The following is a 26998-nucleotide window of genomic DNA, read 5'->3' as shown; positions in this document are numbered from 1 at the left end:
GCTAGGGGGTTCAGAGCTCCCGTCAATATGTCTCGCATGATTCGTCAAAAACATCGAAACATTTCGCTGACGAGGTGGTCGCCGGAGTTGACAAGCTCGATTACCTTCCTAGTATCCGTGGCGTCAATGATCCGAAAACAGGCCGAAATTTCGGATGGCCGAGAGTGTCATGTACCTGCTAAAGCTGAATGGCGCTGCAGCAGCCATCCCCTGTCTTGTGCCGGCCTGCCGACGAAAGGAACCCACTGTGCCCAGACGATCAGGCAGACGACTGCTCCGTCTCATCGTGGCCGCCGCGCTGACGATCACCGCGTCCGTGACGGCCTCCGCTCCCTCCACCGCCTCGGCCGCGCCCGGCAGCCCGGCGCTCACCCCGCCATTGGGCTGGAACAGCTGGAACAGCTTCGGATGCGGGATCACCGAGGCTCAGGTTCGTCAGGCCGCCGACGCGATGGTGTCCTCGGGCATGCGGGAGGCCGGCTACCGGTACGTGGTGGTCGACGACTGCTGGTTCGACCCACAGCGGGACGCGGCGGGCAAGCTGCGGGCCAACCCGACCAAGTTCCCGAGCGGGATGAAGGCGCTCGGTGACTACATCCACAGCAAGGGCCTGAAGTTCGGCATCTACCAGGTGCCGGGCGAACGCACCTGCGCGCAGACCACCGGCGCCTATCCCGGGGCGACGGGCAGCAAGGGGCACGAGGCCCAGGACGCCGCCACGTTCGCCTCGTGGGGCGTCGACTACCTCAAGTACGACTGGTGCTCCTCCGAGGGCACCCGTGACGAGCAGGTCGCGCGGTTCACGCTCATGCGCGACGCCCTGCGCGCCACCGGGCGGCCGATCGTCTACAGCATCAACCCCAACAGCTTCCACGCCATCACCGGCGCCACCTACAACTGGGGCGAGGTCGCCGACCTGTGGCGGACGACCGAGGACCTGCTGGACATCTGGCAGAACGGCAACACCAACAGCTATCCGATGGGCGTCGGCAACGTCCTGGACGTCACCGCGCCGCTGGCGGCGCAGTCGGGGCCGGGGCACTGGAACGACCCCGACATGCTGGTCGTCGGCCGCCCCGGACTGTCGCTGACCGAGTCCCGCTCGCACTTCGCCCTGTGGGCGCTGCTGAGCGCACCGCTCATGGCCGGCAACGACATCCGCACCATGTCCGCCGACGTGAGCGCGATCCTGCGCAACCCGCGTCTGCTGGCGGTGAACCAGGACCCGCTGGGCGCGGGCGGGCGCAGGGTGCGCGACGACGGCAGCACCGAGGTGTTCGCCAAACCCCTGTCCGACGGCTCGGTCGCGGTGGGCCTGTTCAACCGGGGAGGCGGCACCGCGACGGTCACCACGACAGCAGCGCAAGTCGGCCTGTCCGGCGGGCCGTTCACCCTCACCGACCTGTGGACCGGCTCCACGTCGAGCACGTCCGGGCAGATCTCGGCGAGCGTCCCCGCGCACGGTGTGGCCGTGTTCCGGGTGAGCGGGGGCAGCCCGCTGGCCGCCACCACCTCGCGGTTGCGCGGCACCGCGTCCGGCCGCTGCCTGGACGTGGACAACGCCTCCACCGCGGCCGGGGCCACGGTGCTGATCTGGGACTGCCACACGGCGGCCAACCAGCTGTGGACCACCTGGGCCGGCGGCGAGATCCGCGTCTTCGGCGACAAGTGCCTGGACGCCCACAACCGGGGCACCGCCAACGGCACCCGTGTCGTCACCTGGCCGTGCAACGGCCAGGACAACCAGAAGTGGACCGTCGGCTCCGACGGGTCGATCCGCAACGTCCACGCCGGTCTGTGCCTCGACGTCAACGGGGCCGGCACCACCAACGGAACCCCGCTGGTCCTGTGGACCTGCAACGGCCAGGCCAACCAGAAGTGGACGCGCGCGTGAGGGACCGCGGTTCGAGAAGTGCCCTGGTTGCCCGGGGAGGTGGGCAACCAGGGCGAGGGCCGGTCGGTCAGGATTCCTTGACGGCCGCACCGGTGACGGAGTCCCCGGACTTCTTGACGTGGTACATGAGCTTGGCGCCGCTGTAGAAGTGGAAGGTCAGCGTCACCTGTTCGCCGTCGCGCAGCGCTTTCAGGAACTCGGGGGTCAGGATGATGGTGTCGTTCGGGTAGTCCGGCGAGAAGGCCATGTTGAACTCCTGGTACGGAGTCCAGTCGGTCTGGCCGGCGTTGCTCCCGTCGCCGTACCTGGCCTCCATGGTGGCCAGCACGTCCCCCCGGTACTGGGTGGGGATGGTGAACGCGTCGGTCTTGCCCGTGGCGTTCGACAGCACCGGGGCGTCGTAGGTGACCACCTCGATCTGCCAGGGCAGCCCGCGGGAGAACCGGGCCTGGAGCGTGGCGTTCACCCCGTAATCGCGGTCGCCCGACAGCCGGGTCAGCGCGCCGGCCGTGAGGACGAGCCGCGTCTTGTCGAAGAGGGTGTAGTCCCGTCCCTCGACGAGCTTCGTCTCGCCGTGCCACAGGCCCCGGAACTTGGTCCCGTTCAGATTCAGGGTGACCCCCTTGGCCGTGATCGGCTCCTTCTTCTCCAGGAAGACCTTGTCGAAGGAGGCCGTTCCCGACCGGGTGGTCCAACTGGACTTGATCCAGGCGAACAGGGCGGGGTCCGTCCACTTCTGCGTCTCCCGGTTCAGGTAGGCCCAAGTTCCGGGATCCCACAATGCGGTGGTGACACCGACGAGGCGTGCCGCGTATCCGAGGTGCTCGTAGTACTTCAGCGCCTCGCCCCGCTCGACACGGGAGGGATGGTTGTGGTCGGGGTAGCCGAGCAGGCCGTACTCACCGAGGTAGACGGGGATGCCCCGGGCGACGAAGATGTCGCGCATGCGGGCGAAGGCGTCGTCGAGGTCGTTCCGGGCGGCGTCGTCGTAGTGGGTGCCGCCCGCGACGTTCACGCTGAACGGATACCAACTGTAGTAGTGCACGGTGGCGACCAGCTGACGGTCGTTCAGTGACTTGATCGTGGTGTACAGGTCGTCCATGAGGTTCTGGGACGGGGTGCCGCTCTGCGTCGTCAGGACGAGCAGGCGGCCCTTGTTCCCGCCGCCCGACGCGCGGACGACCTTGTGGAAAGAGGTGTTCAGCTCGTTCAGGAGCTGGGTCTTCTGCGCGGCCGTGGCGTTGTCGAAGCTCGGCTCGTTGACGCTCTCGAAGAGCAGGGTGCGCGGCTCGTCCCGGAATGCGGCGGAGATCTGAGTCCACAGGGCGTCGTAGCGGGCGAGTACCTTGTCGTGGTCGGTGGAGATCTTCGAGATCCACTGCCATGAGTCGTGGTGGACGTTGAGCACGACGTAGAGGTTCTCGGCCTGCGCCCAGTCGACCACCTGCTTGACGCGGTTCATGTACGCGTCGTCGACGGCGTAGGGCGCGGTGGCGGACTGGTGGGCGCTCCAGGTCACCGGGATGCGGACGCTGCGGAAGCCCTCCGCCCGGATGGTCTTGAACACTTCCCTGGTGGCCTTGTTGCCCCAGGACGTCTCGTCCGGAATCGCGTCCAGGGTGTTGCCCAGGTTCCAGCTGGGCTGCATCGCCGCGACGGCGTCCATGGCGCCGGCCGGAACCTTGACCGAGGAGGCTGCCTGCTGTGCCGTGCCGCCGGGGGCGGCGAGCGCGGTGCTGCCGGACAGTCCCAGGATGACGAGCAGTGCCATCAACAGGCCGGCCAGGCGGCCGGGGCCGCGTCTGCGGTGGTGTGCGGGTTGCCGCATGTCCCTCATGTGGCATGCCTTTCGGTCGAGCGGAAAGGGAGGGAGCTGGTTCAGCCGTCGAGGGGCTCGTGGTCGAACCAGTCGAAGTGGACGGTGCCCTCGGCGGCGTACATGCCGATGACCCGGCCGGTGAAGCCGCCGGCGACCTCGGTCGACAGGTAGCGGCCGTCGAGGGACGCGAGTTCGGTGAACGTGCCGTCGGGCTGCTCGATGCCGAGGGAGACGATGTCGGGTCCGGTGCACGGCCCGTGCGGAGACGGCGGTCCGGTGATCGTGACGGCGAGGACCACCGGCCCGGCGGGCACGGACTGTGCGGCCACGACCGTGCGCAGGGAGCCGACCCGTGCGACCACCCGCACACGCGTGCCGGACACCTCGATCTCGTAGTGGTGCCGCTCGTCGAGCCGTACGGCGAGGCCACCACTGCCTTCCGCGGCATCCACCAGCGTGCGCGCCCGGCACGACAGATGCCGCTGGCGCCGGCCGGTGAACACCACGTCGGGCTCGTCCATCGAACCGCCCCGCGCGCGGAGCGTCAGCCAACCGGGGCGCTCCTTGGTGGTGCAGTGCTCGGCGGGCCGGTCGCGCACGGAGATCCAGTACGGCCGCAGTTCGGCGAGCTCGAAGTCGTCCCGGTGCTCCTCGACAGGGCCGGGGGAGAGCGGCCACGGGAGCTCGGGCAGGTCCAGGGCGACCTCGCCGACGACCGGCCAGTCGTCCACCCACGCCACGGGCGCCAGGAAGGTCTCCCGGCCGAGCACGTGCCAGCCCGGCGTGCCGCCGCCGGGCCGGACGCCGAGCAGCACCATCCACCAGGAGCCGTCGGGGCCTTGGACCAGGTCGGCGTGCCCGGTGTTCTGGACGGGGTGATCGGTGCCGCGATGGGTGAGGACCGGGTTGGCCGGGCACGGCTCGAACGGGCCGCCCGGCGTACGGCTGCGGGCGATCGACACGCCGTGGCCGCGTTCGGTGCCGCCCTCGGCGATGAGCAGGTACCAGTAGTCGCCGATCCGGTACAGGTGCGGCGCCTCCGGGGCCTTGGCGCCGGGTGCGCCGGACCAGAGCTTGTGCGGTGTTCCGTACGTCTGCCCGGTGGACGGGTCGAGACGGACCTGCGAGACCCCGGCGACCGTGCACCAGCAGGTGCCGTCCTCGTCCCAGACCAGATCGGGATCGATACCGGGGACACCCGGCGCCCAGACGGGGTCCGACCACGGTCCGGCGGGGTCGGTGGCCGTGACGATCAGGTTTCCGCCGCCCTCGCTGCAGTTGGTGACGATCAGCCAGAAGCGGCCGTCGTGGTGGCGCAGGGTGGGGGCGTAGATCCCGCCGGAGGACGGCATGGAGGCGGGCAGGCGCAGTTGTTCCGGCCGGTCCAGGACATTGCCGATCTGCGTCCAGTGCACCAGGTCACGGCTGTGGAAGAGGGGCACCCCGGGGAAGTACTCGAAGCTGGAGCAGGCCAGGTAGTAGTCGTCGCCGACGCGGCAGACGCTGGGGTCGGGGTGGAAGCCGGGGATCACGGGGTTCGCGGGGTGGGCGACGCGTCCGTCCGGCTGGCTCAGAGGGGGCACCCGAGAGGTCCTCTCGTCGATTCGTGCTGGGGGCGTGGGGTGGTTCAGGAAGCGCCGGCGTCCGTGGGGGTGATGCGGAGCAGGACGGCGGACGGCGCGGTGGGCAGGGTCAGGCTCAGCTCGGCCGTGCCTGGCGTCCAGGCGGAAACGGCCCGGCTGACCGAGGGGTAGAGCAGGTCGACACGGGCGGCGGTGTCCCGCAGGTGGGGCAGGTGAAGCGCCGCAGAGGCGTCGGCGCCGGGTCGGCGCCAGACGGTGAGGTAGGTGGTGGCGGGAGTGCGCAGGGCCAGGGCGATCCAGGGGTCCTCCCAGGCGGGAAGACCCAGTGGCCAGGACGGCACGGCGTGCGGCAGGTCGGCTCGGATGGCCTTGTACGCCGCTACCGCCTCGTGGACCAAGGCACGGGCCTCCGGGGCGAGTTCGGCCATACGGCCGGAGAGATGGATCCGGCCGAGGATCGCGCTCGCCATGGTGAAGGCCACCTCGTCGAGGGAGTCCTCCGGCTGGGGGTACGCCCAGACGGCACCCTGTTCGGGGGTGACGGCGGTGGGCGCGGACGCCGCGATGGGCGCGTAGAGGTGGAGGTTCTGCTGGTCGCTCGTGGACTGCAGCTGCATCCGGGACAGCAGGGCGTGGTCCCAGCGCATGCCGCCGGAGGAGCAGTTCTCCACCACCAGGTGCGGATAGCGGTCCAGGATGCCGTCGAGCCAGTCGAGGTGCGCCCGGTTGTGGCCGAGCAGGCCGGCGCCCGGGGCCTCGCCGGGGTGGGCGCTGGTGCCGGAGCCGGGGTCGATGTTGTGGTCGAGCTTGAGGTAGCCGACGCCCCACTCGCCGACCAGGCGGTCCACGACCTGGTCCAGGTGGGCGCGGGCGGCGGGGTGGCGCAGGTCCAGGTGGTGCCGGCCGGCCTCCGTGACGCGGACGCCGTCGCGGCGGAAGAACGCCTCATCGGGCAGGGACTTGGCCATGGGACTGCGTACGCCGATCACCTCCGGCTCCAGCCACAGGCCGGGCACCATGCCGCGTTCCCGGATGCGGTCCAGCACCTCGTGGATGCCGCGTTCCCCGGGGAACCGGGAGTCCGCGGGCTCCCAGGCGCCGACGCTGTCCCACCAGCCGCCGTTGTCGCCGTCGTACCAGCCGGCGTCGATCACGAAGTATTCCGCGCCCGCGTCGGCCGCCGCGTCGATGAGCGGCAGCAGTTTCTCGGTGGTGGGGTCGCCCATCAGGCAGTTCATGTAGTCGTTGAAGACGACGGGCAGGCGCTGGTGGTCGGCGTGCGGGCGGCGCTGTACGCGGCGGTAGCGGGTCAGCGCGGCGAACGCGGCGTCGGGGCCGCCGTCCGCGCTGAAGGACAACGCGACGGGTACGGTGCGGAAGACGGCGCCGGGTTCCAGGGGGTGCCGCCAGCCGTGGTGGGTGTCGGTGGGGCCGAACAGCGCCGCGTAGGCCGCGTTGTCCCGCTCTTCGCACTCCCAGCGCCAGCCCCCGCCGTTGTGCTCGATCTGCCACACCCAGGTGCGGCCGGTGATCCGGTCCGTCAGGCCGCCCATGGGGAGGCGCCCGCAACTGGACCAGGTGCCCTGCCCGTTCAGGGCGAAGCCCGCTCGGCCGTGCCCGTAGCTCACGCGTCCGATGAGGGACGGTGTGGTCAGGCGCATCGGCTGTCGCTGCCAGCGGCATTCGGCGAGCCAGTCGTTCTCCGCCCACAGCAGGTCCGCGGCGTCGATGGCCGCCGGGGCCCGCGGGGTGAGGCACCCCACCACGAGCGAGCTGACCGACTCCAGGTGCAGCGTGGTCCGCCCTTCGTTGCGCAGGGTCACCTCGCTGCGGAGCACGGGGATGCCGTCCGGTGATCGGTAGGTCACCTCCGCGACCAGTCCGGTTTCCGGATCGTGGAGGTGCACGGTCAGTGTGTGCCAGTCGCCGTCGCGGGTCGCCCGGTGGGTCCGGTGGCGCAGCCGCCCGCCGAGATCGGTGCCCACGAGGCGGTTGCCCGACCAGCCACGGCCGTGACCCGCGGCCGTCACCTCCACCAGGGGCAGGGACGCACCGGGGATGCGCTGCGCTTCGCCGGGCAGCCCGAGATGCGTGAGGCGCGGGCTGCCGTCGGCATCGAGGACGATCTCGAGGTGAAGGGCCTCGTGCCCCCAGTGGAAGGTCCCTTGTTCCTTGGACATGTCGTCCCTTTCGGCGGCTGTCGAAGCGCTTCACTGCCAGGCGCAAGGTAACGGACAATTTTCATATGGAACAAGGGGTCCTACAGCGATGCGCAAGCTATTGCTTGGTCCGTTGACGCCCGTCGGGGTGAATGGCAGAGTCGAAGCGCTTCGATGAAGGCAATCCTTCAAGCCTGGGGGCGCGGGTCATCCGGCCGTCAGAGTGGTCCACTTCTGGTTGGAGCCGCCGTGGCAGTCCCACAGCTGGAGCTGCGTGCCGTCGGCCGTGGAGGAGCCCGGAACGTCGAGGCAGCGGCCGGAGGCCGGGTTGCGGTAGCCGCCGTTGTAGGGCTGCCAGACCTGATTGGAACCGCCGTTGCAGGTCCAGGTCTGCACCTTGGTGCCGTTCGCGGTGCCCCGGCCGGCGGCGTCGAGGCACTTGCCCATGGAGCGCAGAGTGCCGTCGGTGTAGGCGGACCAGAGCTGGTTGGCGGTGTCGCTGCAGCCCCAGGTCTGGACGGCGGTCCCGTCGGCGGTGCCGGCGCCGTTGACGTCCAGGCACTTGCCGGCGATGCCGGAGGACACGCGTGCGGGGGCGGGAGCGGGGTTCCTCAGCCACCCGGCGCCGTCCGCGGCCTGGATGCCGCGGTGGAAGGCGTCGGCCATCTTTTGGTACCCCGCGTCGTTGGGATGCAGGGTGTCGGCCAGGTCGGCCGTGGTCAGACTGCTCATGTCCACGTGTGCGACGTGCTTGCCCGCGGCCTGTGCCTCGCTCACGATGCGGGGGATGGCCTGGTTGTACGCGGCACGGTACTGCTCCTCCGAGCCGCTGGTGGACACGACCAGGGAGGCCACGAGGACGGTCGCGTCGGGGGCGGCGGCGGTGATCTGGTCGACCAGCGACTTCAGCCGGGCGGCGGCGGTGGAGACCTGGTAGCTCTCGTTGAGGTCGTTGGTGCCGATCTCCAGCGTCACGACGTTGGGCCGGTAGCGGGTCAGCGAGGCGTCGGCGAGTGCGGCGATCTGGTGGATCTTGTATCCGGAATGGCCTTCGTTGTCGGGGTCGGACATCGAACCGCCCCGCAACGTGCCGACGAAGTCCACCGGATGGCCGTCTGCCGCGAGCCGGTTCCACAACGGAGCCCGGTAGCCGTTGCCCGTACTGCTTCCCACGCCCCATGTGATCGAGTCGCCCAACGGCATGACCCGCAAGGGCGTGTTCGGGGCGGCGGAGGCAGGGGTCGCACCGGCCGCCGTCAGCCCGAGGGCGGCAGTGACAAGCGTGAGCAGAGGGAGAAGCCAAGGCTTTCTCATGCAGGTGTCCTCTTCTGTGAGTGACTGCTCAGTCCTGGCCGGCCCCTGGAGCGCACTCGTACAGATATCACGCACTATCGCTGTCTGGACATCCCATGGATGAGGGGAATTCGGAGAGCAGTGGCACAAGGGCGGGTTCTGCCCGGTTTCGTCCCAACACCGCTGATTCAACGGCCTGTTCGGCACTCTCTCCCTCTCCGTCGCCGACTCGTTAACATCCCATGTCTGGGAGCGGCTGGGATTCGGCGAGGCTCTGCGCGCACCAGATCGTCTTGCCGTCGGGGGTGTGCCGGGTGCCCCACCCCTGGGTGAGCTGGGCGACAAGCAGCAGGCCCCGGCCGCCTTCGTCGAAGGCGCGCGCCCGGCGCAGGTGCGGGGCGGTGTTGCTGGCGTCGGAGACCTCGCAGATCAGGGAGGAGTCGCGAATCAGCCGCAGCCTGATCGGCGGCTCGCCGTATCTGATGGCGTTGGTCACCAGCTCGCTGACCACCAGTTCGGTGACGAACGATGTCTCCTCCAGGCCCCAGGTGTCCAGCTGGTCGAGGGCGAACTTCCTGGCGCGCGGCACCTCTGCGGGGTCCGGTACGACGTCCCAGTCGGCGACATGCTGGGGATCGAGCGCGTGAGTGCGAGCGAGCAGCAGGGCGGCGTCGTCGGTGCGGCGCTCGGGAAGGATGGCGTCCATCACCGTGTCGCAGAGGCCCTCCAGCGAGGGGACCGCATGGTTGAGGACCCGCAGCAGTTCGGTGATGCCCTGGTCGACGTCGCGCTCCCGGCTCCCCACCAGCCCGTCGGTGAAGAGGGCGAGCAGGCTGCCCTCGGGCAGCTCGAGTTCGGTGGCCTCGAACGGCAGTCCGCCGATGCCGAGCGGTGGTCCCGGCTGGGCGCGCGCCGGGGTCCTGGTGCCGTCCGGGGAGATGATCAACGGCAGCGGATGACCCGCGCTCGCCATCGTGAAGCGGCGGGAGACCGGGTCGTAGACGGTGTAAAGGCAGGTGGCCCCGAATTCGCCGGTCGGCTGGAAGCGGCCGGCGGGCTGGAGGTCGCTGGCGAGGTGGATGACCAGGTCGTCCAGGTGGGTCAGCAACTCGTCCGGTGGCAGGTCCACGTCGGCGAGCGTGCGGACCGCCGTGCGCAGCCGGCCCATGCTGGCCGAGGCGTGCAGGCCGTGACCGACCACGTCGCCCACGACCAGGGCGACCCGGGCACCGGAGAGCGGAATGACGTCGAACCAGTCACCACCCACTTCCGCGCCGGTCCCGGCGGGCAGGTAGCGGGACGCCACCTCGAGCGCCTCCTGGCTCGGCAACTGCTGCAGCAGCAGACTGCGCTGCAGGGTCAGCGCGGTCGTGCGCTCGCGCGAGTACCGGCGGGCGTTGTCGATGGCGACGGCTGCCTTGGCGGTCAGCTCTTCGGCGAGGATCAGGTCGTCGGCGGTGAAGGCCTCGGGCCGGTCACTGCGGGAGAACGCGACGACGCCGAGCAGCGCGCCGCGGGCCCGGAGCGGCACGGTGATCCGGCCGGTCAGCCCGTCCGCGGCGAGGGACTCGTCGATCAACGGGTTGCCCGGCGGCCAGTGGGCCGGGTCGGCGGCGAGCCCGGGCCCGAAGGCCCATTCGCCGCCGGGGCCGGGCTCGGCCGCGAGCTGAACCGTGGACCTGCCGGTGGCAATGCAGCGGGTGGCGACCGAACCGGGAGCGTGACTGACCGGCATCGGGTGCCCGGGAGCCCGGTCGGTGTCATGCTTCGCGCCGTGCTCGGCGGCACGGCTGAGCGTGATGGCTTCGCCGGAGGCGGGGGCGGGGGAAAGAGGCGGTTCCTCTCCGCGCAGCACCTCGTCGAAGAGATCTACGGTGACGAAGTCGACGAACCTCGGCACGGAGGTCCTGGCCAGTTCCTGTGCGGTGCCGATCACGTCGAGTGTCCGGCCGATGCCGCGGCTGGCCTCGTTGAGCATGAGCAGGCGCTGCCTGGCCCAGTACTCCGCGCTCATGTCGAATCCCCAGTTGGCGACCGCGCGGACCCTGCCCTCGGCATCCCGGACGGGCCAGATGCTGGTGGCCCAGGCGTTGGCGTAGTTACTGCCGAGCGGCCGGAAGACGGTGATGAGACGTGCGGGCTCGCCCGTCCTCGCCACCTCGGCGAGCTGGTCGGTGTAGGGCTTGTCGTCCCTTTCGGGGAACAGCTCGCGATCGAATTCGGGAAACAGCTCGCGGTACTTCTTACCGAGCACCTGCTCCTCGGAGTGCGCGATCACCCGGCCCGAGGAGGCGTTGATCCACAGAAACCGCAGCTCAGAGTCGTAGACGCCCAGAGCGAAGGGGCTCTGCTCGAAGGCCAGGTCGGCGATCACCGGGCGGCGTTCCCAGCGCTGGACGGTCACCGTACGGCCCAGCGCCCGGCCGTCGGCGCCGAACAGCGGGTGAGCCGACACCAGCGCGTCCACCGTGGATCCGTCCAGGTGGCGCAGGGGGATGAGCACCGGGGGGTCGGGGCCGCTGCCGGAGCTCTCGGGGAAGCCGGGCGGCGGGGGAGCGGCCAGCAGGTCGGTCACGGGGCGCCCGACGACGTCCTCCGCCGTCCAGCCCAGCAGCAGCCGCCCGCTCTCGCTCCAGCCGCTCACCACACCGTCCGGGCCCACCACGAGCGCGGCAGTGCGGGCGTCCTGCTCGCCGGCCATGTCCACGCGCCTCGCCTCCGTCCGGACAGCCGGGCCCGTCAGGGCTGGTTTCAGCCGCAGCTTCCAGCCTAGGTCGGCTCCTGCTCCACGGCGCCCCGACCGGTACGTACCTGACCGGCGGGGGCCGAGTAGTGCCGATGGCAGCCGAGAAGCCGAGGCGACGGCGGGCTCCGCCGGCTACAGCGCGGTGAAGGTCCACAGCAGGTTGGTGCTGCTGCCGTAGGTCCACTGCTTGGTGGTGGAGCCCGAGGCGACGCTGCCGCCGCCGTCCAGGACCAGGCCGGTCGTGCGGTTGGCGATCGAATAGCGGCCGCCGCCCCGGTGGGTGATGGACCACTGCTGGTTGGTGCCGCCGTTCCAGGCGGCCTGCCGGGCGGCGGATCCGTCGGCGGTGGCGCCCCAGCCGTCGGCGACCATGTTGTTCGTGCGGTTGACCAGCCTGTAGTAGCCGCCTCCGACAGCCTCCGCATGCCACTGCAGGTTCGAACTGCCGTCCCAGGTCCACTGCTTGAGGTCGGAGCCGGAGGCCACGTTGCCGCCGCTGTCCAGGGCCAGCCCGTTGGTGGCGTTGGTGATCCGGAAGTACGTCGCCGGGTCGAACCGGACCCTCAGTGAGGTGATCTGGTCGTTGTTGCCGGTGGCCCTGAGGTCGGGGTTGTCGGCGGCGAAGGTCCAGGAAGTACCGGTGAAGTCGTCCCCGGAGTAGCCGATCACCTGGTACCCGGGGGCGGGCCGGAGGGAGGAGAGGGTGCGCGGGCCCAGGCCGGCCGCTGACAGGTCGGCCGCGGTGTGGTCGCCGACGGCGAGGACCGCGGAGCCGCCTGTGTAGTTGACGTCCGTGAAGGCGACGGCGCCGGCGAGCGGCCGCAGGCCGGGGATCGTGCCGGAGAAGTCGAGCTTCAGGACGTAGGCGTTGGCGCTGTACGGCGCCGAGGACGGCAGGGTGACCCTGAGGCCGGAGGCACTTTGGGCCGGCGTGGGCAGGTCGATGTACGTGCCGGCGGTGGTGCCGAGGAGCTTCACCGAGGTCAGCGAGGAGAGATTGATCCGGTCCGAGCCGAGCGTCTTGATCGTCAGCGAGCTGCCGGGCCAGCCCAGGACGGTGGCGTACAGGACGTCGTTCGCCTTGTTGCGGGTGAAGCGGATGTCCTGCGGCGTGCCTGCGTGCGGGGTGGTGAACGAGCCGCCGCCCATTTTCGTCGGGCCTTCGCCGTACGCGGTCCAGGCGCGGGTCGCGTACACCGACTCGCCGAAGCGCTTCAGGTGGTCGCCGATGGCGAGCAGGATGTCCTTCTGCGCCTGGGGGATGGTGCCGTCGGCCATCGGTGCGATGTTCAGCAGCACGTTGCCGTTCTTGCTGACCCGGTCGATGAACGAGTGCAGCATCTGCTGGGTGGTGTAGTAGCCGATGCCCTGCGTGTAGCACCAGCTGCTGCTGGAGATGCTGTCGTCGGTCAGCCAGTACGGCGTGGTGAGATCGGCCGGGCCGCCGCGTTCGTAGTCGAAGACCTCGCCCTTGCCGTTCATGCCGTCCTTGTAGGTGGCGACGACTTCACGGCCCCAGCTGTTGGCCTGGTTGTAGTAGTACGCCAGGAAGTTCAGGCGCTGTTTCTCGTCGACGGCGTCCAGATTGAAGTCCTGCCACAGGATGTCGGGCCGGGCGCGGTCGATGACCTCCTTGAGCTTGTCGAACCAGAGCCGGTTCTGTGCGGCCGGCCCCAACTGTCCGTAGAGCTTCTTGAGGCTGGGGTCCGTCTGGGCGGGGACGTACTCGTAGAAGCCGGTGAAGTTGTACGCGTGGTGCATGGCCACCAGCAGCTTCAGGCCCTTGGCGCGGATGGCCGTGGAGAACAGCCGCAGCAGGTCGAGGCCAGGGCCCTTGTTCACCGAGTTCCACTCGTTGACCTGGCTGTCCCACATGGAGAAGCCGTCATGGTGCTCGGCGACCGGGCCGGCGAACCTGGCGCCGGCGTCGACGAACAACTGCACCCACTCGTCGGGGTCGAACTTCCCGCCGGCCGACTTCAGCTTCGGCGCGAACTTCACGGCGTTGCCCGCCAGGTCCTTCGCTCCGTTGATGAAGTTGTGGTACGGCCATGCCGACGGCTGACCGTAGGTCGCGATGTGGTGCCGGTTGGCGTTGCTCCCTGCCTCGTGCATGTTGCGCGGGTACCACTCGTTGTCGAAGGCGGGGACGCTGAAGACGCCCCAGTGGAAGTAGATCCCGAACTTCGCGTCCTGGAACCACTCCGGCGCCGGCGGGTGCTGGTCGACCGAGTCCCAGTCGGGCGTGTACGTGCTGGGCGCCGCCTCGGCGACACCGGCAGTGAACACATCACCGGCGACGGCCGCCGCGGCCACGCAGGTTGCGGAGGCCACGAACTGGCGTCTGTTGATCGAGCTCGACATGGACACATCCCTGATGCGGAAGGGGCAGGGGGAATGCAGGGCCACGCATGAAGGTCGGTCATGTCGCCATGGGATGTCAACCAGCGTGCACGGATGAAAGTGGCCATTGCTTCAGGTGAGTTGACTGGTTTGCGTTGATATTGCGGATATTTCGATCACCAGACATGGCATGTCTTGGAGTGCTTCATATCTGGGTGATCGCCGTCCCGCACCCGCGTCCCAGTATCATCAGCGTCACGCTGATCAGGTCGGACGTGCTCACGGGCACGGTGGGGGGAGGGGCGAGCGGTGTCTCTGACGGACAAGGCCATCGAGCAGATCCGTGAGCTGATCCGGACCGGTGCCCTGCCGCCGGGCTCGAAGCTCCCACCGGAGCCGGACCTGGCAGCCCAGCTGGGACTGTCCCGCAACCTCGCCCGCGAAGCGGTCAAGGCGCTGGCCGTCGCACGGGTCCTGGAAGTCAGGCGGGGCGACGGCACGTACGTGACCAGCCTCCAGCCGAGGCTGCTGCTGGAGGGTCTCGGCGGCGCGGTGGAACTCCTGCAGGGTGACGCGGTCGCCCTGCAGGACCTCATGGAGGTGCGACGGCTCCTCGAACCGATGGCCACGGCGCTGGCCGCCACCCGGATCTCCGACGCCCAGCTGGCCGAGGTGAAGCGGCACCTGGACGCCATGCGCGAGGCCCGCGACGACGTGGAACAGCTCAACGCACACGACGCCGCCTTCCACCGCGCCGTCGTCTCGGCCACGGGCAACGAGAGCCTCCTGACCCTCCTGGAAGGGATCTCCGGCCGCACCCTGCGCGCCCGCATCTGGCGCGGCCTGGTCGACGACAAGGCCGCGGGCCGCACGCTCGCCGAGCACGAGGCGATCTTCAACGCTCTGTCCACCCGTGACGCCGCCCTCAGCCAGGCCGCCGCGCTGCTCCATGTGAGCAACACCGAGCAGTGGCTCAGGGAACACCTGCGCTCCGGCGAGTCCCTCTCCGTCGCAGGGGCAGAGCGAAGCTGACGAGCAGGCAGTCCAGGAACATGGGATGTATTGGCAGGTGTCGAGGAGATCTTGTTCAGGTGAGAGGTGTGGATCCCAGCCTTTCGCAGGAGTTGTGGCTCCCTCTCTGATTTCCGAGACGTTGGTCATGGGATGTATTACCTCGGGTAGCTATTGACGAGGGCATGTCGCTTCGACAGCCTGGCCGCCGACCCCCTGGCCCGGCGAAGGAGAGACGGATGAAGGGCATGCTCAGGGCATGCGGGAGACGTACGGGAGTGCTCGCGGCGGTGACCGCCTTGATGGCGGCGCTCCTGAGCGGACTTGGTGCCGCTGGGACGGCGCAGGCGGCCACGGTGGATACGAACGGCTGGTACGTGCTGGTCAATCGGGGCAGTGGCAAGGCACTCGACGTGTCGGGAGGGAGTACTGCCGACGGGGCGGCCCTGTCGCAGTGGACCCGCCACGACGGCGCCAACCAGCGGTTCCAGTTCGTCGACTCGGGTGGCGGCTACTACCGGTTGAAGGCGCAGCATTCGGGCAAGGTCCTGGACGTCTACAACTTATCCGGTGCCGATCATGCGGACATCGTGCAGTGGGGTGATGCGGGCGGCGCCCACCAGCAGTTCCGGCTGGCCGATTCCCCGGACGGTCATGTCCGGCTGATCAACCGCAACAGCGGCAAGGCCGTCGAGGTCCAGAACGCCTCAACCGCCGACGGTGCCAAGGTCGTGCAGTTCACCGACTGGGGCGGGGCCAACCAGCAGTGGCGACTGGTCCGCGTCGACAGCGGCAGCGGCGCACTGCCGTCGACGTTCCGGTGGTCCTCCAGCGGCGTCCTGGCCGGTCCGAAGCCGGACGCGCAGCACCCGGACGTGGCGGCGATCAAGGACTTCTCCATCGTGCGGTACAACAACCAGTGGCTGACCTTCGCGACCACGGCCGGCCCTACCTCCCACTGGGGTCTGGCGCAGTTCAGCTTCAGCGACTGGTCACAGGCAGCCTCCGCACCGCACACCTACCTCGACACCTCTCCCATGGGCCCCGGCTACCGGGCCGCGCCCCAGGTGTTCTACTTCGCGCCGCAGAACCTCTGGTACATGGTCTACCAGACCGGTCCGCCCACCTACTCCACCAGCGCCAACCCGGCCGACCCGCGCTCATGGTCCGCGCCGCGCCTCTTCATGTCCGAGGAGCCACAGATCGTCAAGGACAACAAGGGCAAAGGCACTTGGATCGACTTCTGGGTCATCTGCGACACCACCGACTGCCACCTGTTCTTCAGTGACGACAACGGGCACATCTACCGCGCCCGGACCAGCCTGGCGAACTTCCCGAACGGCTTCGGGAACACGCAGATGGTGATGTCGGACACCAAGAACAACCTGTTCGAGGCGACCAACGTGTACAAGGTCACCGGCAGCGACCAGTACCTGCTCCTCCAGGAGGCCATCAGCAACACGTCGGGTAGGCGCTACTTCCGCTCCTTCACCTCCACCAGCCTCACCGGCACTTGGACGCCGCTGGCCGCCACGGAGAACGAACCCTTCGCCGGCCGCAACAACGTCACCTTCCCCGGAGGTGCCTGGACCGAGGACATCAGCCACGGCGAGCTGGTCCGCGCCGGCAACGACCAGACCCTGCCCATCGATCCGTGCCGACTGCAGTACGTCTACCAGGGCGTGGATCCCAGAGCCGACGGGGCGGACTACATACGCCTGCCCTGGCGGATGGGCCTGCTCACCCAGACCAACTCCCCCTGCTGACCGTCCGAACCTCGGTCATCCCCGCGCCCCGCCGGGCAACTCACCCGGCGGGGCCGGCCCCCGGATTCCAGTGGGATCTCAGATACGGCTCAACATGGCCACCAGGTCCGTGGCGACGCCCCGGTCGATGGACGCGGGGACGGCCTGCACGCCCGGCCCGAGGGGCTGGTCCGTGGTCGTCGCGAGCGCGGCGAGGCTGCGGGCCTGGAGGGACATCACGGATAGGCCTTTCCGGTTTACTGTCGCCACCGTATCACAGAAATGGATAGGGCGATCCGATTGCTTGCCGAAGGGGGCGCGTCCTGGTGCGCGCGGTCGCGCAAGGGAGCCGCTCAGGGGCGGGGCGCGGCCTGCTCCCCCGAGCCCCGGACGATCAGCCGGGTGGGCACGGTGATGGTGCGCGCCCGGGAGCGGTCGCCGTCCAGGCGTGCCAGGGCGGTGGCCGCGGCGCTGCGGCCGAGTTCTTCGGGGTCCTGGGCGACGACGGTCAGGGCCGGTTCGAGTGCCTCGGCCAGTGCTACGTCGTCGAAGGCGACGACGGCTACGTCCTTGCGCTTGCTGCGCGCGAGTTCGGCGACGATGCCGAGCGCCATGATGTTGTTCCCGGCGAACAGGGCGGTGGGGGGATCGGCCAGTCCGAGGAGTTGAGCGGTCGCGGTCTCGGCACCTGGCTGGTCGTGGGTGTTGGCGACGAGCGCGCGGTCGTAGGGGATGTCGGCTTCTTGCAGGGCCGCGCGGTATCCGGCGAGGCGTTCGCGGCGGGTGTACAGCTTGATCGGCAGGTCGCCGACGAATCCGATGCGCCGGTGCCCGTGGGCGATGAGGTGGGCGACGCCTTCCTGGGCCCCGGCTCGGTTGGAGCTGACGATGCTGTCCGTGGGCAGACCGACTCCCGGGCGGTCGAGAAAGACGATGGGAAGCCCCGCCGTGCGGTGGGACTTGAGGTGGGAGTGGTCGGCGCCGACGGACGGCACGACGATCAGGATGCTGACGCGACGGGCGAGGAACTTGTCCGTCAGGGCGCGCTCGCGGTCGGGGTCGTCCGCGGACGAGCCCATGAGGAGGGTCAGTCCGCGTTCGCGGACCGTGTCCTCGATGGCGCGGGCCACCGCCCCGAAGAAGGGATTGCCGAGGTCGGGGATGACCAGTCCGATGGTGGTGTCCGGCCCGCCGACGCGCATGTTGCGTGCCATGAGGTTCGGCTGGAAGCCGAGCTTGGCCACTGCGGCGAGTACTTGTTCCCGGGTCTCGGCGGAGACGGGTCCGTCCTCGTTGAGGACGCGGGAGACTGTCTTGGCGCTGACGCCGACTTCTCGTGCGACATCGGCAAGGGTGGGGCGGCGGCTCGCTGCCATGGAGGAAACCGTCTCCTGAGTGCTCCCGGGTTCCGGCCGCGGCCTCGGCCGGAACGTGCGAGAGCGGGGTTGAGCTGTCAAGTGGCCTGGACTCCGGCGGCTTTCGCTGCCGCGGAATCCGCTACGACAGTATCTCCGGCCGCGTCGACGGTGAGCGCGCCGGTCATGATGGCGACGACCTCGGCCATGGAGTAGTCGGAGGGCTTGATCACGGCGGCGCGCCGGCCCAGCCGGTGGACGTGGATCCGGTCCGCGATCTCGAAGACGTGCGGCATGTTGTGGCTGATCAGGACGACCGGCATGCCCTTGTCGCGGACGCGGCGGATGAGGTCGAGGACCTGTCCGGACTCCTTGACGCCGAGGGCGGCGGTGGGCTCGTCCATGACCACGACACTGCGGGCCCAGGCGACAGAACGGGCGACCGCGACGGCCTGCCGCTGCCCGCCCGAAAGCGTCTCCACCGACTGCGTGAGCGAGCGCAGACCGATCTTCAGATCGGCCATGTGCTCGGCGGCCTCCTGACGCATGCGCTTCTTGTCCAGCATGCGGAACACACTGCCGAGCACACCGGGACGGCGGAGCTCGCGCCCGAGGAACATGTTCGAGGCGATGTCCATGGAGGCGGCCACGGCGAGGTCCTGATAGACCGTCTCGATCCCGTGGGCGCGGGCACTCTGCGGACCGGAGAAAGTGATGGGCTCGCCGTTGAGGCGTATCTCGCCCGAGTCAGGGGTCACAGCACCCGTAAGTGCCTTGATCAGACTGGTCTTGCCGGCCCCGTTGTCGCCGATGACCGCGAGGACTTCGCCGGGCATCAGGTCGAAGTCGGCGCCGTCGATGGCGGTGACATGGCCGTAGCGCTTGACCAGACCGCGGGCCTGCAGCACGGGGGTGGGGGAGGTCATCGGGCCTTCTTCCGGGAGATCTGGTCGACGGTCACCGCGAGGATCACCAGGACGCCGGTGATCAGGGTCTGGTAGATGGAGGCGACGCCCATCAGTTGCAGGCCGTTGCGGAAGACGCCGACGATGAGGACGCCGATGAAGGTGCCCAGGACCGAACCGCGTCCGCCGAAGAGGCTGGTGCCGCCGAGCACCACGGCGGTGATGCTGTCGAGGTTGTCGGTCTGCCCGGCCTGCGGGTCACCGACTCCGGTGCGCGAGATGAGCAGCAGGGCCGCGATGCCGTACATCAGGCCGGCCACGGTGTAGACGCCGATGGTCAGCCGGGAGGTGCGGATGCCGTTCAGCCGCGCCGCTTCCGGGCTGTTGCCCAGGGCGTAGACGTGCCGGCCCCAGCTGGTGCTGCTCAGGGCGTACGCGAAGAGGAGGAACAGGGCGATGGTGACCAGCGAGCCGTAGGTGATGTCGGTGCGGCCGAGCGGGAAGGTCTCTCCGAGCGCTGTCAGCGGGCCCGGCAGGCTCGTGACGGTCTGCTCCTCGGAGTAGATGTGGGTCAGCGCGAACGCCACGTTGAGCATGCCAAGGGTGACGATGAACGGCGGGAGAGGGATCCTCTGCACCAGCGCGCCGTTGAGCAGGCCGAAGCCGCCACAGACGACCAGGCCCAACGCGATCGCGGCGAGCGGTGGCAGGGAGCCCTCGGCCGCCATCTTGGCGATCACGATGCTGCCGAACGCCATGACCGCTCCGCAGGACAGGTCGATGCCCGCGGTGAGGATGATCAGCGTCTGGCCGATGGCGAGGGTGCCGACGACCATGACCTGCTGCACGATCAGCGAGAAGTTCCCGCCGGTGAGGAACTGGTCGGTCGAGATGGAGAAGAAGACACAGGCCAGGAGGAGGGCGACGAGCGGTCCGGTGGTCGGTTGCGTGAGCAGTCTGCGGACCGTGGTCGGTGCTTTGAGCTCGGCGTACGGCGAGGACGTGGACGGTGGCGTGGACGTGGCAGTCATGCGAGGTCCTTGTCGGAAGACAGAAGCCCTTGCCGGTCCTTGTCGGACGGGAAGGTCAGTCCTGGTCGGACGGCAAGAGGACGAGGGGGCGGCCGTTCCCGGTCGGGGAGGAGGGACCGGCCGCCCCGCTGAGGGGTGTCGAACGGTGGCGGCTGGGAGTCGGCGGCCTAGCCCCAGCAGTTCTCCAGGCCGTAGGCGGTGTCCTTGGACGTGATCCCGTCCTGCGCCTTGTCGGTGATCAGCGTGACACCGGTGTCGGTGTAACCGGACGCCTTCTTGCCGTCCTTGGCGTACGTAGCGACGGCCTTGACGCCCTCGGCGGCCATCTTCAACGGGTACTGCTGCGAAGTCGCGGCGATCTTGCCGTCCTTGACGGCCTGGGTGCCCGTGCAGCCGCCGTCGACGGAGACGATCAGCACGTCCTTCTCCCGGCCCTTGGCCTTCAGCGCGGTGTACGCGCCCAGCGCGGCCGGTTCGTTGATCGTGTAGACGACGTTGATGCCGGGTTCCTTCTGGAGGCAGTTCTCCATCGCCGTCTGGCCCTTGGACTGGTCGCCGCCGGTGTCCTGAGCGCAGGCGACGTCCTTGTCGGTGGCGCCGAAGCCCTTGAGGAAACCGTTGTGCCGCTGAACGCCGACGGACACACCCGGCGCGAGGTCGAGGGCGGCTATCTTCGCGGTCTTGCCCTTCATGGCGGCCTTGGCGTACTCGCCGATCAGCTCGCCGGCCTTGAGGTTGTCGGTGGCGAAGAGGGCGTCGACCGCGCTTTCCGGCTCGGTCGGGGTGTCCAGGGCGATGACCAGAACACCCTTGGCCTTGGCCTTCTCGATCGCCGGCACGATCGCCTTGGAGTCGCTCGGGGTGATCAGGATGCCCTTCACCCCGGAGGCGACCATGTTCTCGACGGCGGTGACCTGCCCGGCGTTGTCCCCGTCGAACTTGCCCGCCGCGGTGACGAGTTGGACGCCGTTCTCCTTGGCGGCCTTCTCCGCGCCCTCCTTCATCTTCACGAAGAACGGGTTGGTGTCGGTCTTGGTGATCAGACCGACCTTGACGCTGCCCGACCCGGCGTTCGCCGTGCCCGATCCGGATCCGGATCCACATGCGGTCAGGGTGAGGGCCGCGATGCCCGTGCACGCGGCGGCTCTGAGCACGGAGGAAGGCAGACGAGAGATACGTGACATGAACGACTCCTGCGGGATTGCGGACGAGCGGCCGGCATCGGGCGCATGCCGCCCGAGGTGTCATCGTTGACTCATGTCAGCGTTGACACTGCTTGGCGAGGATGATGGACTCCGCCTTCAGGCAACGTCAATGCCTTTCACTCGTCACAAATCGGCAACGCCGTGGCCGCCACCCGCCCGAACCGGTCCGGGGACTGCCCGTCATGTGCCCGTTTCGCCGACGCGTCCCAAGAGAAGAGCCGCCCATGTGCCCGCGTCAGATCACCGTCCTGGGGGAGTGCGTCGCCGACGCGTTCACCCAGTCCACAGGGGCCCGGAACGAACTCGCCCTGCGTGTCCTGCCAGGCGGCGGACCGGCCAACACGGCGGTGGCCCTGGCCCGGCTGGGCACTCCGGCCCGCTTCCTCGCACGGCTGTCCGGCGACGTGTTCGGCCGCCTCTTCCGGGCCCACCTGGAGGCCTCCGGCGTGGACCTGTCGCACGCCGTCGAGGCCGCCGAGCCCAGCACGCTGGCCGTGGCCGAGCTCGACGCCCAGGGGCAGGCCGTGTTCTCCTTCCACGCCCAGGCCACCGCGGACTGGCAGTGGACGAGCGCCGAACTGGCCGGAGTGGACCTGGCCGGCACCTCCTGCGTCCACACCGGGTCACTGGCCCTCGTCAAGGACCCCGGGGCAGGTGTGGTGGAGGACTTCCTGGCAGCGGCCGCGCCCCGGGCGACGATCAGCATCGATCCCAACGTCCGCCCCCTCCTGGTGCACCCCGAGGTCTACCGCGCCCGGCTGGCGCGCTGGTGCGGCCTCGCGGATGTGCTGCGGCTGAGCGAGGACGACCTGGATCTCCTGCTGCCGGGGACGCCGCCCGAGCAGGCGTGCGACACCTGGCATGCGGCGGGGGCGCGGCTCGTCGTGATCACGCGCGGCGCCGACGGCGCGCTGGCCTCACTCGACGGGGAACGGGTGCGGGTGCCCGCGGTGGCGACGCCGGTCGTCGACACGGTCGGCGCCGGGGACTCCTTCACCGCGGGACTGCTGCACCACCTCGGCACCCGAGGACTTCTCGGCGGCAGGCTGACGGACCTGCGTCTCGGCGAGGTCGAGGCGGCCTGCCTGTTCGCCGCCCAGGTCGCGGCCCTGACCTGCTCGGTCGCCGGCCCGAACCCGCCGTGGCAGGACCAGTCGGCGCAGCTCACGACGGACGAGGGCGTCGTCCGGCACCTCGACTCCACCCGCTGACTCTCACCCCACCTCTGAAAGGACAGGAAAACGATGACGAAAACCCTGCTCGCCGAGTTCACCGCCCGAGAGGGAGCGGAGGACGAAGTCGCCCGGCTGATCCGGGAGTACGCCCTGAAGGTGCGCGAAGAGGAAGGCAACCTGGCCTTCGACGTCTACACCAAGGCGGCCGCCCCGCGCGCCTACTGGATCTTCGAGGTCTACCGTGACGAGGACGCCTTCAAGGCGCACCTGGGCGCCCCGTACGGCGCGCCGTTCAATGCCGCCCTCACCCCGCTGATCGAGGAGGACGCCTCGGTCCTGACGTTCCTCGATCCGTTGGCCACGCATCCGTAGCGAGCGCTGGACACCGGCACGATCCTCGGGGCCACCGTCACCGCCAGATGGACTTCAGCTGCCACGCCCGCAGGTCGCTGAGGGTGGCGGTGCCGCCTTCGGTGAAGATTTCGATGCCGGTGCTGGAGGGGTCGGGGAAGATCTGGTCGGTGATCACTGCCTCGCCGTTGCCGCCGAAGACCTCGACGGACGACCAGTCGACCAGGATCCGCAGCTTGACCTTGCCGTTCTTGGGCTTCAGGGGTGCGGTCTGGACGCCGGGGAAGGTGCTGTTGAAGTCGCCGACGCCGGATCGGGTGCGGTCGACGTACAGCTCCTGGGTCGTGGTGTCGTAGCCGATGACGGTCTCCTCGCCTCCGGTGCCGGTACGCACCTTCAGGCCGAAGCGGTCCGCGTCCTTGAGGGAGAAAGTCGCCTCGATGTCGAGCGCCTTGCCCTTGGCCGCGGGACTGATCAAGGGCTTGGACGCGCTCGTGAGGGTGACGGCGGACGCCGCCGCCGGGTGCGTCTCCCGGAGGGACTCCAGGTTGCCCACCGGCTTGCTGGTCAGCCGGATCCGGCCGTCGACGGTGCGCAGGGCCATCTCCCTCGGAACGCTCTGCGCGCCGCGCCAGGGGGAGGTGGGGACGGACTGGCCGTAGTCCCAGTTGTTCATCCAGCCGATCATGTAGCGCTTGCCACCCGGCGCGCTCTCCCAGGACACAGCCGCGTAGTAGTCCTTGCCGTAGTCGGCCCAGTCGGCGCGCTGTACGACCGACTTGGCGGGCTTGTCAGCGGCGGTGAACTGGTCGGCCATGACGTGGCCCCAGCCGGCGGTGTTCATGTCGACCACCTGGATCTGCGCCTTCTTGCCGGCGTACGGGCGCATGTCGAAGGACGCCCAGTCCAGGGTCTCGCTGTCGGTGCCCGTCGCGCTGCGGACGACCTTGCCGTCGACGATCAGGTTGACGGACGTCTCCTGGGAGACGCGCTGGGCCTTGGTGTCGGACAGCATGATGTGGTCGATGTTGAGGTGGCCCCAGCCGCCGGTGTTGTCGTCGACGATCCTGAGATGCGCCTGCTTGCCGGCGAGGTCGCCGACGTCCCAGGAGGCCCAGTTGAGTGCCTCGGCGTCCTTACCGGTGGCGCTGCGGACGACCTGGCCGTCCACGACGAGCTCGACGGCGGTCGGGTTGTCGGAGCCGGCCGGGTGGTTGCCGCCGCCGATGAGGAAGTTGATGTGCTTCTTGTCGATGGTGAACTCGGGCGACGTGAGGGTGCCGGTGGTCGAGTCGCCGTTCCGGAAGGTGTTGACCAGGCCAGTGCCCAGGAATCCGGAGACGTCCTGCTGACTGGGGAGGGTGCCGGTGGCCGGTGCGGTGCCGAAGGCATCCCCGGTGGTCGTCCAGTCGCCGTAGGTTCCGCCTTCGAAGTCGGCGAGGACCCTGCCCTCGGGCGGGGGCCCCTGTTCCATGACGGTTCCGGGCTCGTGCGGGTGCCGCCCGCCGCCGATCTTGAAGTTCAGGTAGGGGTTGTCGACGGTGAAGGAGGGGGAGGTGAGGGTGCCGGTGGCGCCGTCACCGCCGTGGAAACTGTTGGCGAGGCCCTTGCCGTCGAAGCCGGTGACGGGCCCCTGCCCGTCCACCGCCCCGGCTGCCGGTCCGTGGCCGAACGCTGTGCCCGTGGCCGCCCACGTTCCGAAGCCGGTGCCCTCGAAGTCCTGCACGACCTTGCCGGTGGGCGGGGTGTACGAGTCCTTGTCGTCCGCGGTGAACTTCTTGCCGTCGAAGTCGCCGATGAAGTACTGGGCGGCCGAACCGCCCGCGATGCCACCGGGGTTGATGTTGACGACCAGGACCCACTTGATGTTGTCCTTGTCCCCGTCGACGGCGAGGGGGAACAGGTCGGGGCACTCCCACACGCCGCCCGTCGCGCCGGCCGGCCCGAACTCGCTCTGCAGCTTCCAGTCCTTGAGGTTCTTGGACGAGTAGAATTGCACCTTGTGCTCGGCGGACAGCGACACCGTCATCAGCCAGCTCTGGGTCGGCGCGTACCACTGCACCTTCGGGTCACGGAAGTTGGTGGAACCGATGTCGATGACGGGATTGCCCTGGTACTTGGTCCAGGTGCGGCCGCGGTCGGTGCTGTAGGCGAGCGACTGGGCCTGCTTGCCGCCGTTCTTGTAGGCACTGGTGTAGATCGCCACCATGGGCGGGTTCTTCTTCGTGCCGAACCCGGTGGTGTTGTTCCAGTCGACGACCGCGCTGCCGGAGAACACCATCTCCTCGTCGTCGTGCGACAGGGCGAGCGGCAACTCCTCCCAGTGCACGAGGTCCTTGCTCACGGCGTGCCCCCAGGACATGTCGCCCCAGGTGTTCCCGTTCGGGTTGTACTGGTAGAAGAGGTGGTACTCGCCCTTGTAGTAGACGAGGCCGTTGGGGTCGTTCATCCAGTTCTTCTGCGGAGTGAAGTGGAATCGGGGCCTGTAGGTCTCGGTGTACGGCGGGGTGTCGGCCGCGACGGCCCGGGGGGCGAGCGGGGCTGCTGACAGGGCGCAGACGGTCGCCACCGCCGCCATCAATCGCATGCGGGCATGCCGGGATACGCGTGCAGAGCTCATGGTGTCTCCTTGTCCCGCGGGCCGTCCGCGCACCGGTTACTGCGGCCCCGGCGCGGGCGGACCGAAAAGTGACACTCTGGCCGACGCCGACGTCACGCAGCCGACCAGAGGTGTCAACGTTGACTTGTGTCAGCGATGACATCGAGTGCCCGATTATGAAGGGCAGCCCGGCCGGTGCGTCAACGGTGCGGGCGCGATTGTTTCCGTAGGCACGGGTTTCTACGCCGCGTATCCCATGGCCGGGATGACACCGTCAAGCGTTCGTTCGACGAACTCGCGGGTCCGGCGGTCGAATTGGCCATGGCCGATGGTCGCGGGGACGGTACTTCCGCGATCCCTGTCGCGCCGACCGACCGGACGCACCGTCAGGATGTCGCTCAGCCCGACAATGAACCGGGTCTCGATCGGAATCCGGTGGGTCTGCCATGGCGTTCAGCCAAGCCTCCGCACCGCGCCCGCGCAACGAAATGTCCCGCTCTCCCGATTCCGCCTGCCGGACGCGCCTGCCCGGCCCGCGGGGGTGCGGGTCCTGGCGCGGCGGGGGTGCCGGCCCGGGGCGTGGAGCGGGGCGGGCCGATTGCCTTGACCGAACGTCACACGGCCTGTGCCGGTACTGATAGACCCGGCCTATACGGGGCATCGATCTTTGGTCGTGGACCCCTGACCTGGGGCCCGGTTCACTGTGGCCCAGGCTGGCGCGTACCGATCGGGCCGGTGTCGCGCGATCAGGGAGGCTGCAATGACGCAAACCCCGGACAACGAACGAGCCGCGCTGTCCGACGGACCGGCCGAGCCCCCTTCACGAAGAGGCCTCGTACGCACGGGAATTGCGCACGAACAGCTCATGCAGGTCTCGCACGGCCCGGGGCACGGAGCCGGAATGGCGGCGCTGCAGGACCAGCAGCACCTCGGTCGCGTCCCCCGCGAGCGGCCGTACGGTGATCGCGCCCCGCCGCTCCAGGGGGTCGCCGGTGACGCTGAAGTCCGGCAGCACCGTCGCCCCCAGGCCCTCGGCGACCATCAGCTTGCCCATTTCCGCGCCGTCGGTGGAGTACGAGAAGGACGGTGTCCTGCCGCCGAGCAGACGGTGCACGAATCGGTGCATGACATAGCCGGACCGCATCACGACCAGCGGCTCGGCCAGGAGGCTGTCCACGTCCACCGCGTCCAGGGCCGCCAGCGGACTGTCCGGGCGCACGCACACCACGGGCCGGCCGCGCAGCAGCTCGGTGGTCTCGAAGCCGGGTGGCATGTCATCGCCCCCGAGGTAGTTCACCAGCCCCAGGTCGAACGCGCCCTCCAGCAGCCCGCGGTGGATCTCGGACTGCTGCGCGCCGACCAACTCGACCTGGGTGACCGGGTGCGAGGCCCGGAACTCCCGCACCGTCGGGATGACCAACGGGACGGTGGCCGTGTTGACCGTGCCGAGGCGGACCATGCGGCTGATGCGGTGCTGGTCGCCGGCCGCACCGCGCAGCCGGTCGACCGCGTCCAGCACGCTCATGATGTGCGGCAGCAGCTCCCGGCCCTCGTCGCTGATCTTCGCCCCGGACCGCTTGCGCTCCAGCAGGTCCACGCCGAGCTCGCGCTCCAGATTGCGCATGGTCTCGCTGAGCGCGGGCTGCGACAGGTGCAGTTCCTCGGCGGCGCGCCGCAGCGATCCCAACCGTGTGACGGCGGCGATGTATTCGAGCTGTTCGATACGCACCACAGGAGACTGCCGTCCGCCGCACACCGGGTTCAAGGGAATCCCTGTCACAACC

18 protein-coding genes are annotated in these 26998 nt (G+C 69.2%); 5 read left to right on the top strand and 13 right to left on the bottom strand.

Annotated elements, in window-relative coordinates; all coding sequences use genetic code 11:
* The first annotated feature begins 247 nt into the window (after positions 1-247).
* Entirely contained in the window at positions 248-1894 is a 1647-nt protein-coding gene (locus MQE23_RS04410; RefSeq protein ID WP_037673132.1) for a ricin-type beta-trefoil lectin domain protein, read from the top strand.
* A gap of 67 nt (positions 1895-1961) precedes the next feature.
* Here MQE23_RS04410 and MQE23_RS04405 read toward each other — a convergent pair whose 3' ends face one another.
* The 6 genes from MQE23_RS04405 to MQE23_RS04380 form a co-directional block, all read right to left on the bottom strand.
* Positions 1962-3731 carry a cellulase family glycosylhydrolase gene (locus MQE23_RS04405; RefSeq protein ID WP_243378304.1) on the bottom strand — a complete coding sequence of 590 codons (1770 nt, stop codon included), beginning with the start codon at positions 3729-3731 and terminating at the stop codon, positions 1962-1964.
* Between the two features lie 41 nt (positions 3732-3772).
* Positions 3773-5296: a glycoside hydrolase family 43 protein gene (locus MQE23_RS04400; RefSeq protein ID WP_243378303.1), complete on the bottom strand. Its 1524-nt coding sequence runs from the start codon at positions 5294-5296 to the stop codon at positions 3773-3775.
* A 44-nt stretch (positions 5297-5340) separates the two neighbouring features.
* Entirely contained in the window at positions 5341-7476 is a 2136-nt protein-coding gene (locus MQE23_RS04395) for an alpha-galactosidase (protein WP_243378302.1), read from the bottom strand.
* A gap of 186 nt (positions 7477-7662) precedes the next feature.
* Positions 7663-8769, bottom strand: coding sequence for an SGNH/GDSL hydrolase family protein (locus MQE23_RS04390; protein WP_279345123.1), 1107 nt, complete (start codon positions 8767-8769; stop codon positions 7663-7665).
* A gap of 211 nt (positions 8770-8980) precedes the next feature.
* A complete protein-coding gene (locus MQE23_RS04385; protein WP_243378300.1) occupies positions 8981-11449 on the bottom strand; it encodes a SpoIIE family protein phosphatase in 2469 nt (822 codons plus the stop codon).
* 177 nt (positions 11450-11626) lie between these two features.
* Positions 11627-13858: an alpha-L-fucosidase gene (locus MQE23_RS04380; protein ID WP_037668332.1), complete on the bottom strand. Its 2232-nt coding sequence runs from the start codon at positions 13856-13858 to the stop codon at positions 11627-11629.
* 288 nt (positions 13859-14146) lie between these two features.
* Here MQE23_RS04380 and MQE23_RS04375 point away from each other — a divergent pair, with 288 nt between their 5' ends.
* Both MQE23_RS04375 and MQE23_RS04370 read left to right on the top strand, forming a co-directional pair.
* Complete coding sequence (locus MQE23_RS04375) at positions 14147-14869, top strand: FadR/GntR family transcriptional regulator (RefSeq protein ID WP_020271741.1); 723 nt, start codon at positions 14147-14149, stop codon at positions 14867-14869.
* 218 nt (positions 14870-15087) lie between these two features.
* On the top strand, positions 15088-16614 hold the full coding sequence (locus MQE23_RS04370; RefSeq protein WP_243378299.1) for a non-reducing end alpha-L-arabinofuranosidase family hydrolase: 1527 nt from the start codon (positions 15088-15090) through the stop codon (positions 16612-16614).
* A 78-nt stretch (positions 16615-16692) separates the two neighbouring features.
* Here the strand turns inward: MQE23_RS04370 and MQE23_RS04365 are convergent, their stop codons facing one another.
* The 5 genes from MQE23_RS04365 to MQE23_RS04345 all read right to left on the bottom strand — a co-directional run bounded on the left by MQE23_RS04365 (position 16693) and on the right by MQE23_RS04345 (position 21068).
* The gene (locus MQE23_RS04365) at positions 16693-16830 is read right to left on the bottom strand and encodes a hypothetical protein (protein WP_020271743.1); all 138 of its coding nucleotides are present in this window, start codon (positions 16828-16830) and stop codon (positions 16693-16695) included.
* A 116-nt stretch (positions 16831-16946) separates the two neighbouring features.
* On the bottom strand, positions 16947-17969 hold the full coding sequence (locus MQE23_RS04360) for a LacI family DNA-binding transcriptional regulator (protein ID WP_243378298.1): 1023 nt from the start codon (positions 17967-17969) through the stop codon (positions 16947-16949).
* Between the two features lie 77 nt (positions 17970-18046).
* The gene (locus tag MQE23_RS04355; protein WP_243378297.1) at positions 18047-18874 is read right to left on the bottom strand and encodes an ATP-binding cassette domain-containing protein; all 828 of its coding nucleotides are present in this window, start codon (positions 18872-18874) and stop codon (positions 18047-18049) included.
* Entirely contained in the window at positions 18871-19884 is a 1014-nt protein-coding gene (locus MQE23_RS04350; RefSeq protein ID WP_020271746.1) for an ABC transporter permease, read from the bottom strand. The genes MQE23_RS04355 and MQE23_RS04350 overlap by 4 nt, the downstream gene beginning before the upstream one ends.
* Positions 19885-20051: 167 nt before the next feature.
* On the bottom strand, positions 20052-21068 hold the full coding sequence (locus tag MQE23_RS04345) for a sugar ABC transporter substrate-binding protein (protein WP_243378296.1): 1017 nt from the start codon (positions 21066-21068) through the stop codon (positions 20052-20054).
* A gap of 245 nt (positions 21069-21313) precedes the next feature.
* On the opposite strand from MQE23_RS04345, the gene MQE23_RS04340 reads away from it, so the two are divergent.
* On the top strand, positions 21314-22300 hold the full coding sequence (locus tag MQE23_RS04340) for a carbohydrate kinase (protein WP_020271748.1): 987 nt from the start codon (positions 21314-21316) through the stop codon (positions 22298-22300).
* A 33-nt stretch (positions 22301-22333) separates the two neighbouring features.
* Positions 22334-22636, top strand: a complete 303-nt coding sequence (locus MQE23_RS04335; protein WP_020271749.1) for a putative quinol monooxygenase — start codon at positions 22334-22336, stop codon at positions 22634-22636.
* 37 nt (positions 22637-22673) lie between these two features.
* Here the strand turns inward: MQE23_RS04335 and MQE23_RS04330 are convergent, their stop codons facing one another.
* The gene (locus MQE23_RS04330; protein WP_279345122.1) at positions 22674-25235 is read right to left on the bottom strand and encodes a GH32 C-terminal domain-containing protein; all 2562 of its coding nucleotides are present in this window, start codon (positions 25233-25235) and stop codon (positions 22674-22676) included.
* Positions 25236-26034: 799 nt separating this feature from the next.
* Positions 26035-26943, bottom strand: a complete 909-nt coding sequence (locus MQE23_RS04325) for a LysR family transcriptional regulator (RefSeq protein ID WP_243378295.1) — start codon at positions 26941-26943, stop codon at positions 26035-26037.
* Positions 26944-26998: the final 55 nt, after the last annotated feature.

The sequence above is a fragment of the Streptomyces sp. HP-A2021 genome (genome assembly GCF_022807935.1).
GTDB classification, from domain to species: Bacteria; Actinomycetota; Actinomycetes; order Streptomycetales; family Streptomycetaceae; genus Streptomyces; species Streptomyces afghaniensis.
Note: the sequence above shows the minus strand (reverse complement) of the source record. Positions and strands in the feature narration are given on the sequence as shown.

Excerpts from the sequence above, each read along its gene's own strand:
- MQE23_RS04405 (WP_243378304.1), bottom strand. The coding sequence starts at position 3,731 with ATGAGGGACATGCGGCAACCCGCACACCACCGCAGACGCGGCCCCGGC.
- MQE23_RS04395 (WP_243378302.1), bottom strand. The coding sequence starts at position 7,476 with ATGTCCAAGGAACAAGGGACCTTCCACTGGGGGCACGAGGCCCTTCAC.
- MQE23_RS04390 (WP_279345123.1), bottom strand. The coding sequence starts at position 8,769 with ATGAGAAAGCCTTGGCTTCTCCCTCTGCTCACGCTTGTCACTGCCGCC.
- MQE23_RS04385 (WP_243378300.1), bottom strand. The coding sequence starts at position 11,449 with ATGGCCGGCGAGCAGGACGCCCGCACTGCCGCGCTCGTGGTGGGCCCG.
- MQE23_RS04380 (WP_037668332.1), bottom strand. The coding sequence starts at position 13,858 with ATGTCGAGCTCGATCAACAGACGCCAGTTCGTGGCCTCCGCAACCTGC.
- MQE23_RS04370 (WP_243378299.1), top strand. The coding sequence starts at position 15,088 with ATGAAGGGCATGCTCAGGGCATGCGGGAGACGTACGGGAGTGCTCGCG.
- MQE23_RS04365 (WP_020271743.1), bottom strand. The coding sequence starts at position 16,830 with ATGTCCCTCCAGGCCCGCAGCCTCGCCGCGCTCGCGACGACCACGGAC.
- MQE23_RS04360 (WP_243378298.1), bottom strand. The coding sequence starts at position 17,969 with ATGGCAGCGAGCCGCCGCCCCACCCTTGCCGATGTCGCACGAGAAGTC.
- MQE23_RS04355 (WP_243378297.1), bottom strand. The coding sequence starts at position 18,874 with ATGACCTCCCCCACCCCCGTGCTGCAGGCCCGCGGTCTGGTCAAGCGC.
- MQE23_RS04350 (WP_020271746.1), bottom strand. The coding sequence starts at position 19,884 with ATGACTGCCACGTCCACGCCACCGTCCACGTCCTCGCCGTACGCCGAG.
- MQE23_RS04345 (WP_243378296.1), bottom strand. The coding sequence starts at position 21,068 with ATGTCACGTATCTCTCGTCTGCCTTCCTCCGTGCTCAGAGCCGCCGCG.
- MQE23_RS04340 (WP_020271748.1), top strand. The coding sequence starts at position 21,314 with ATGTGCCCGCGTCAGATCACCGTCCTGGGGGAGTGCGTCGCCGACGCG.
- MQE23_RS04335 (WP_020271749.1), top strand. The coding sequence starts at position 22,334 with ATGACGAAAACCCTGCTCGCCGAGTTCACCGCCCGAGAGGGAGCGGAG.
- MQE23_RS04330 (WP_279345122.1), bottom strand. The coding sequence starts at position 25,235 with ATGAGCTCTGCACGCGTATCCCGGCATGCCCGCATGCGATTGATGGCG.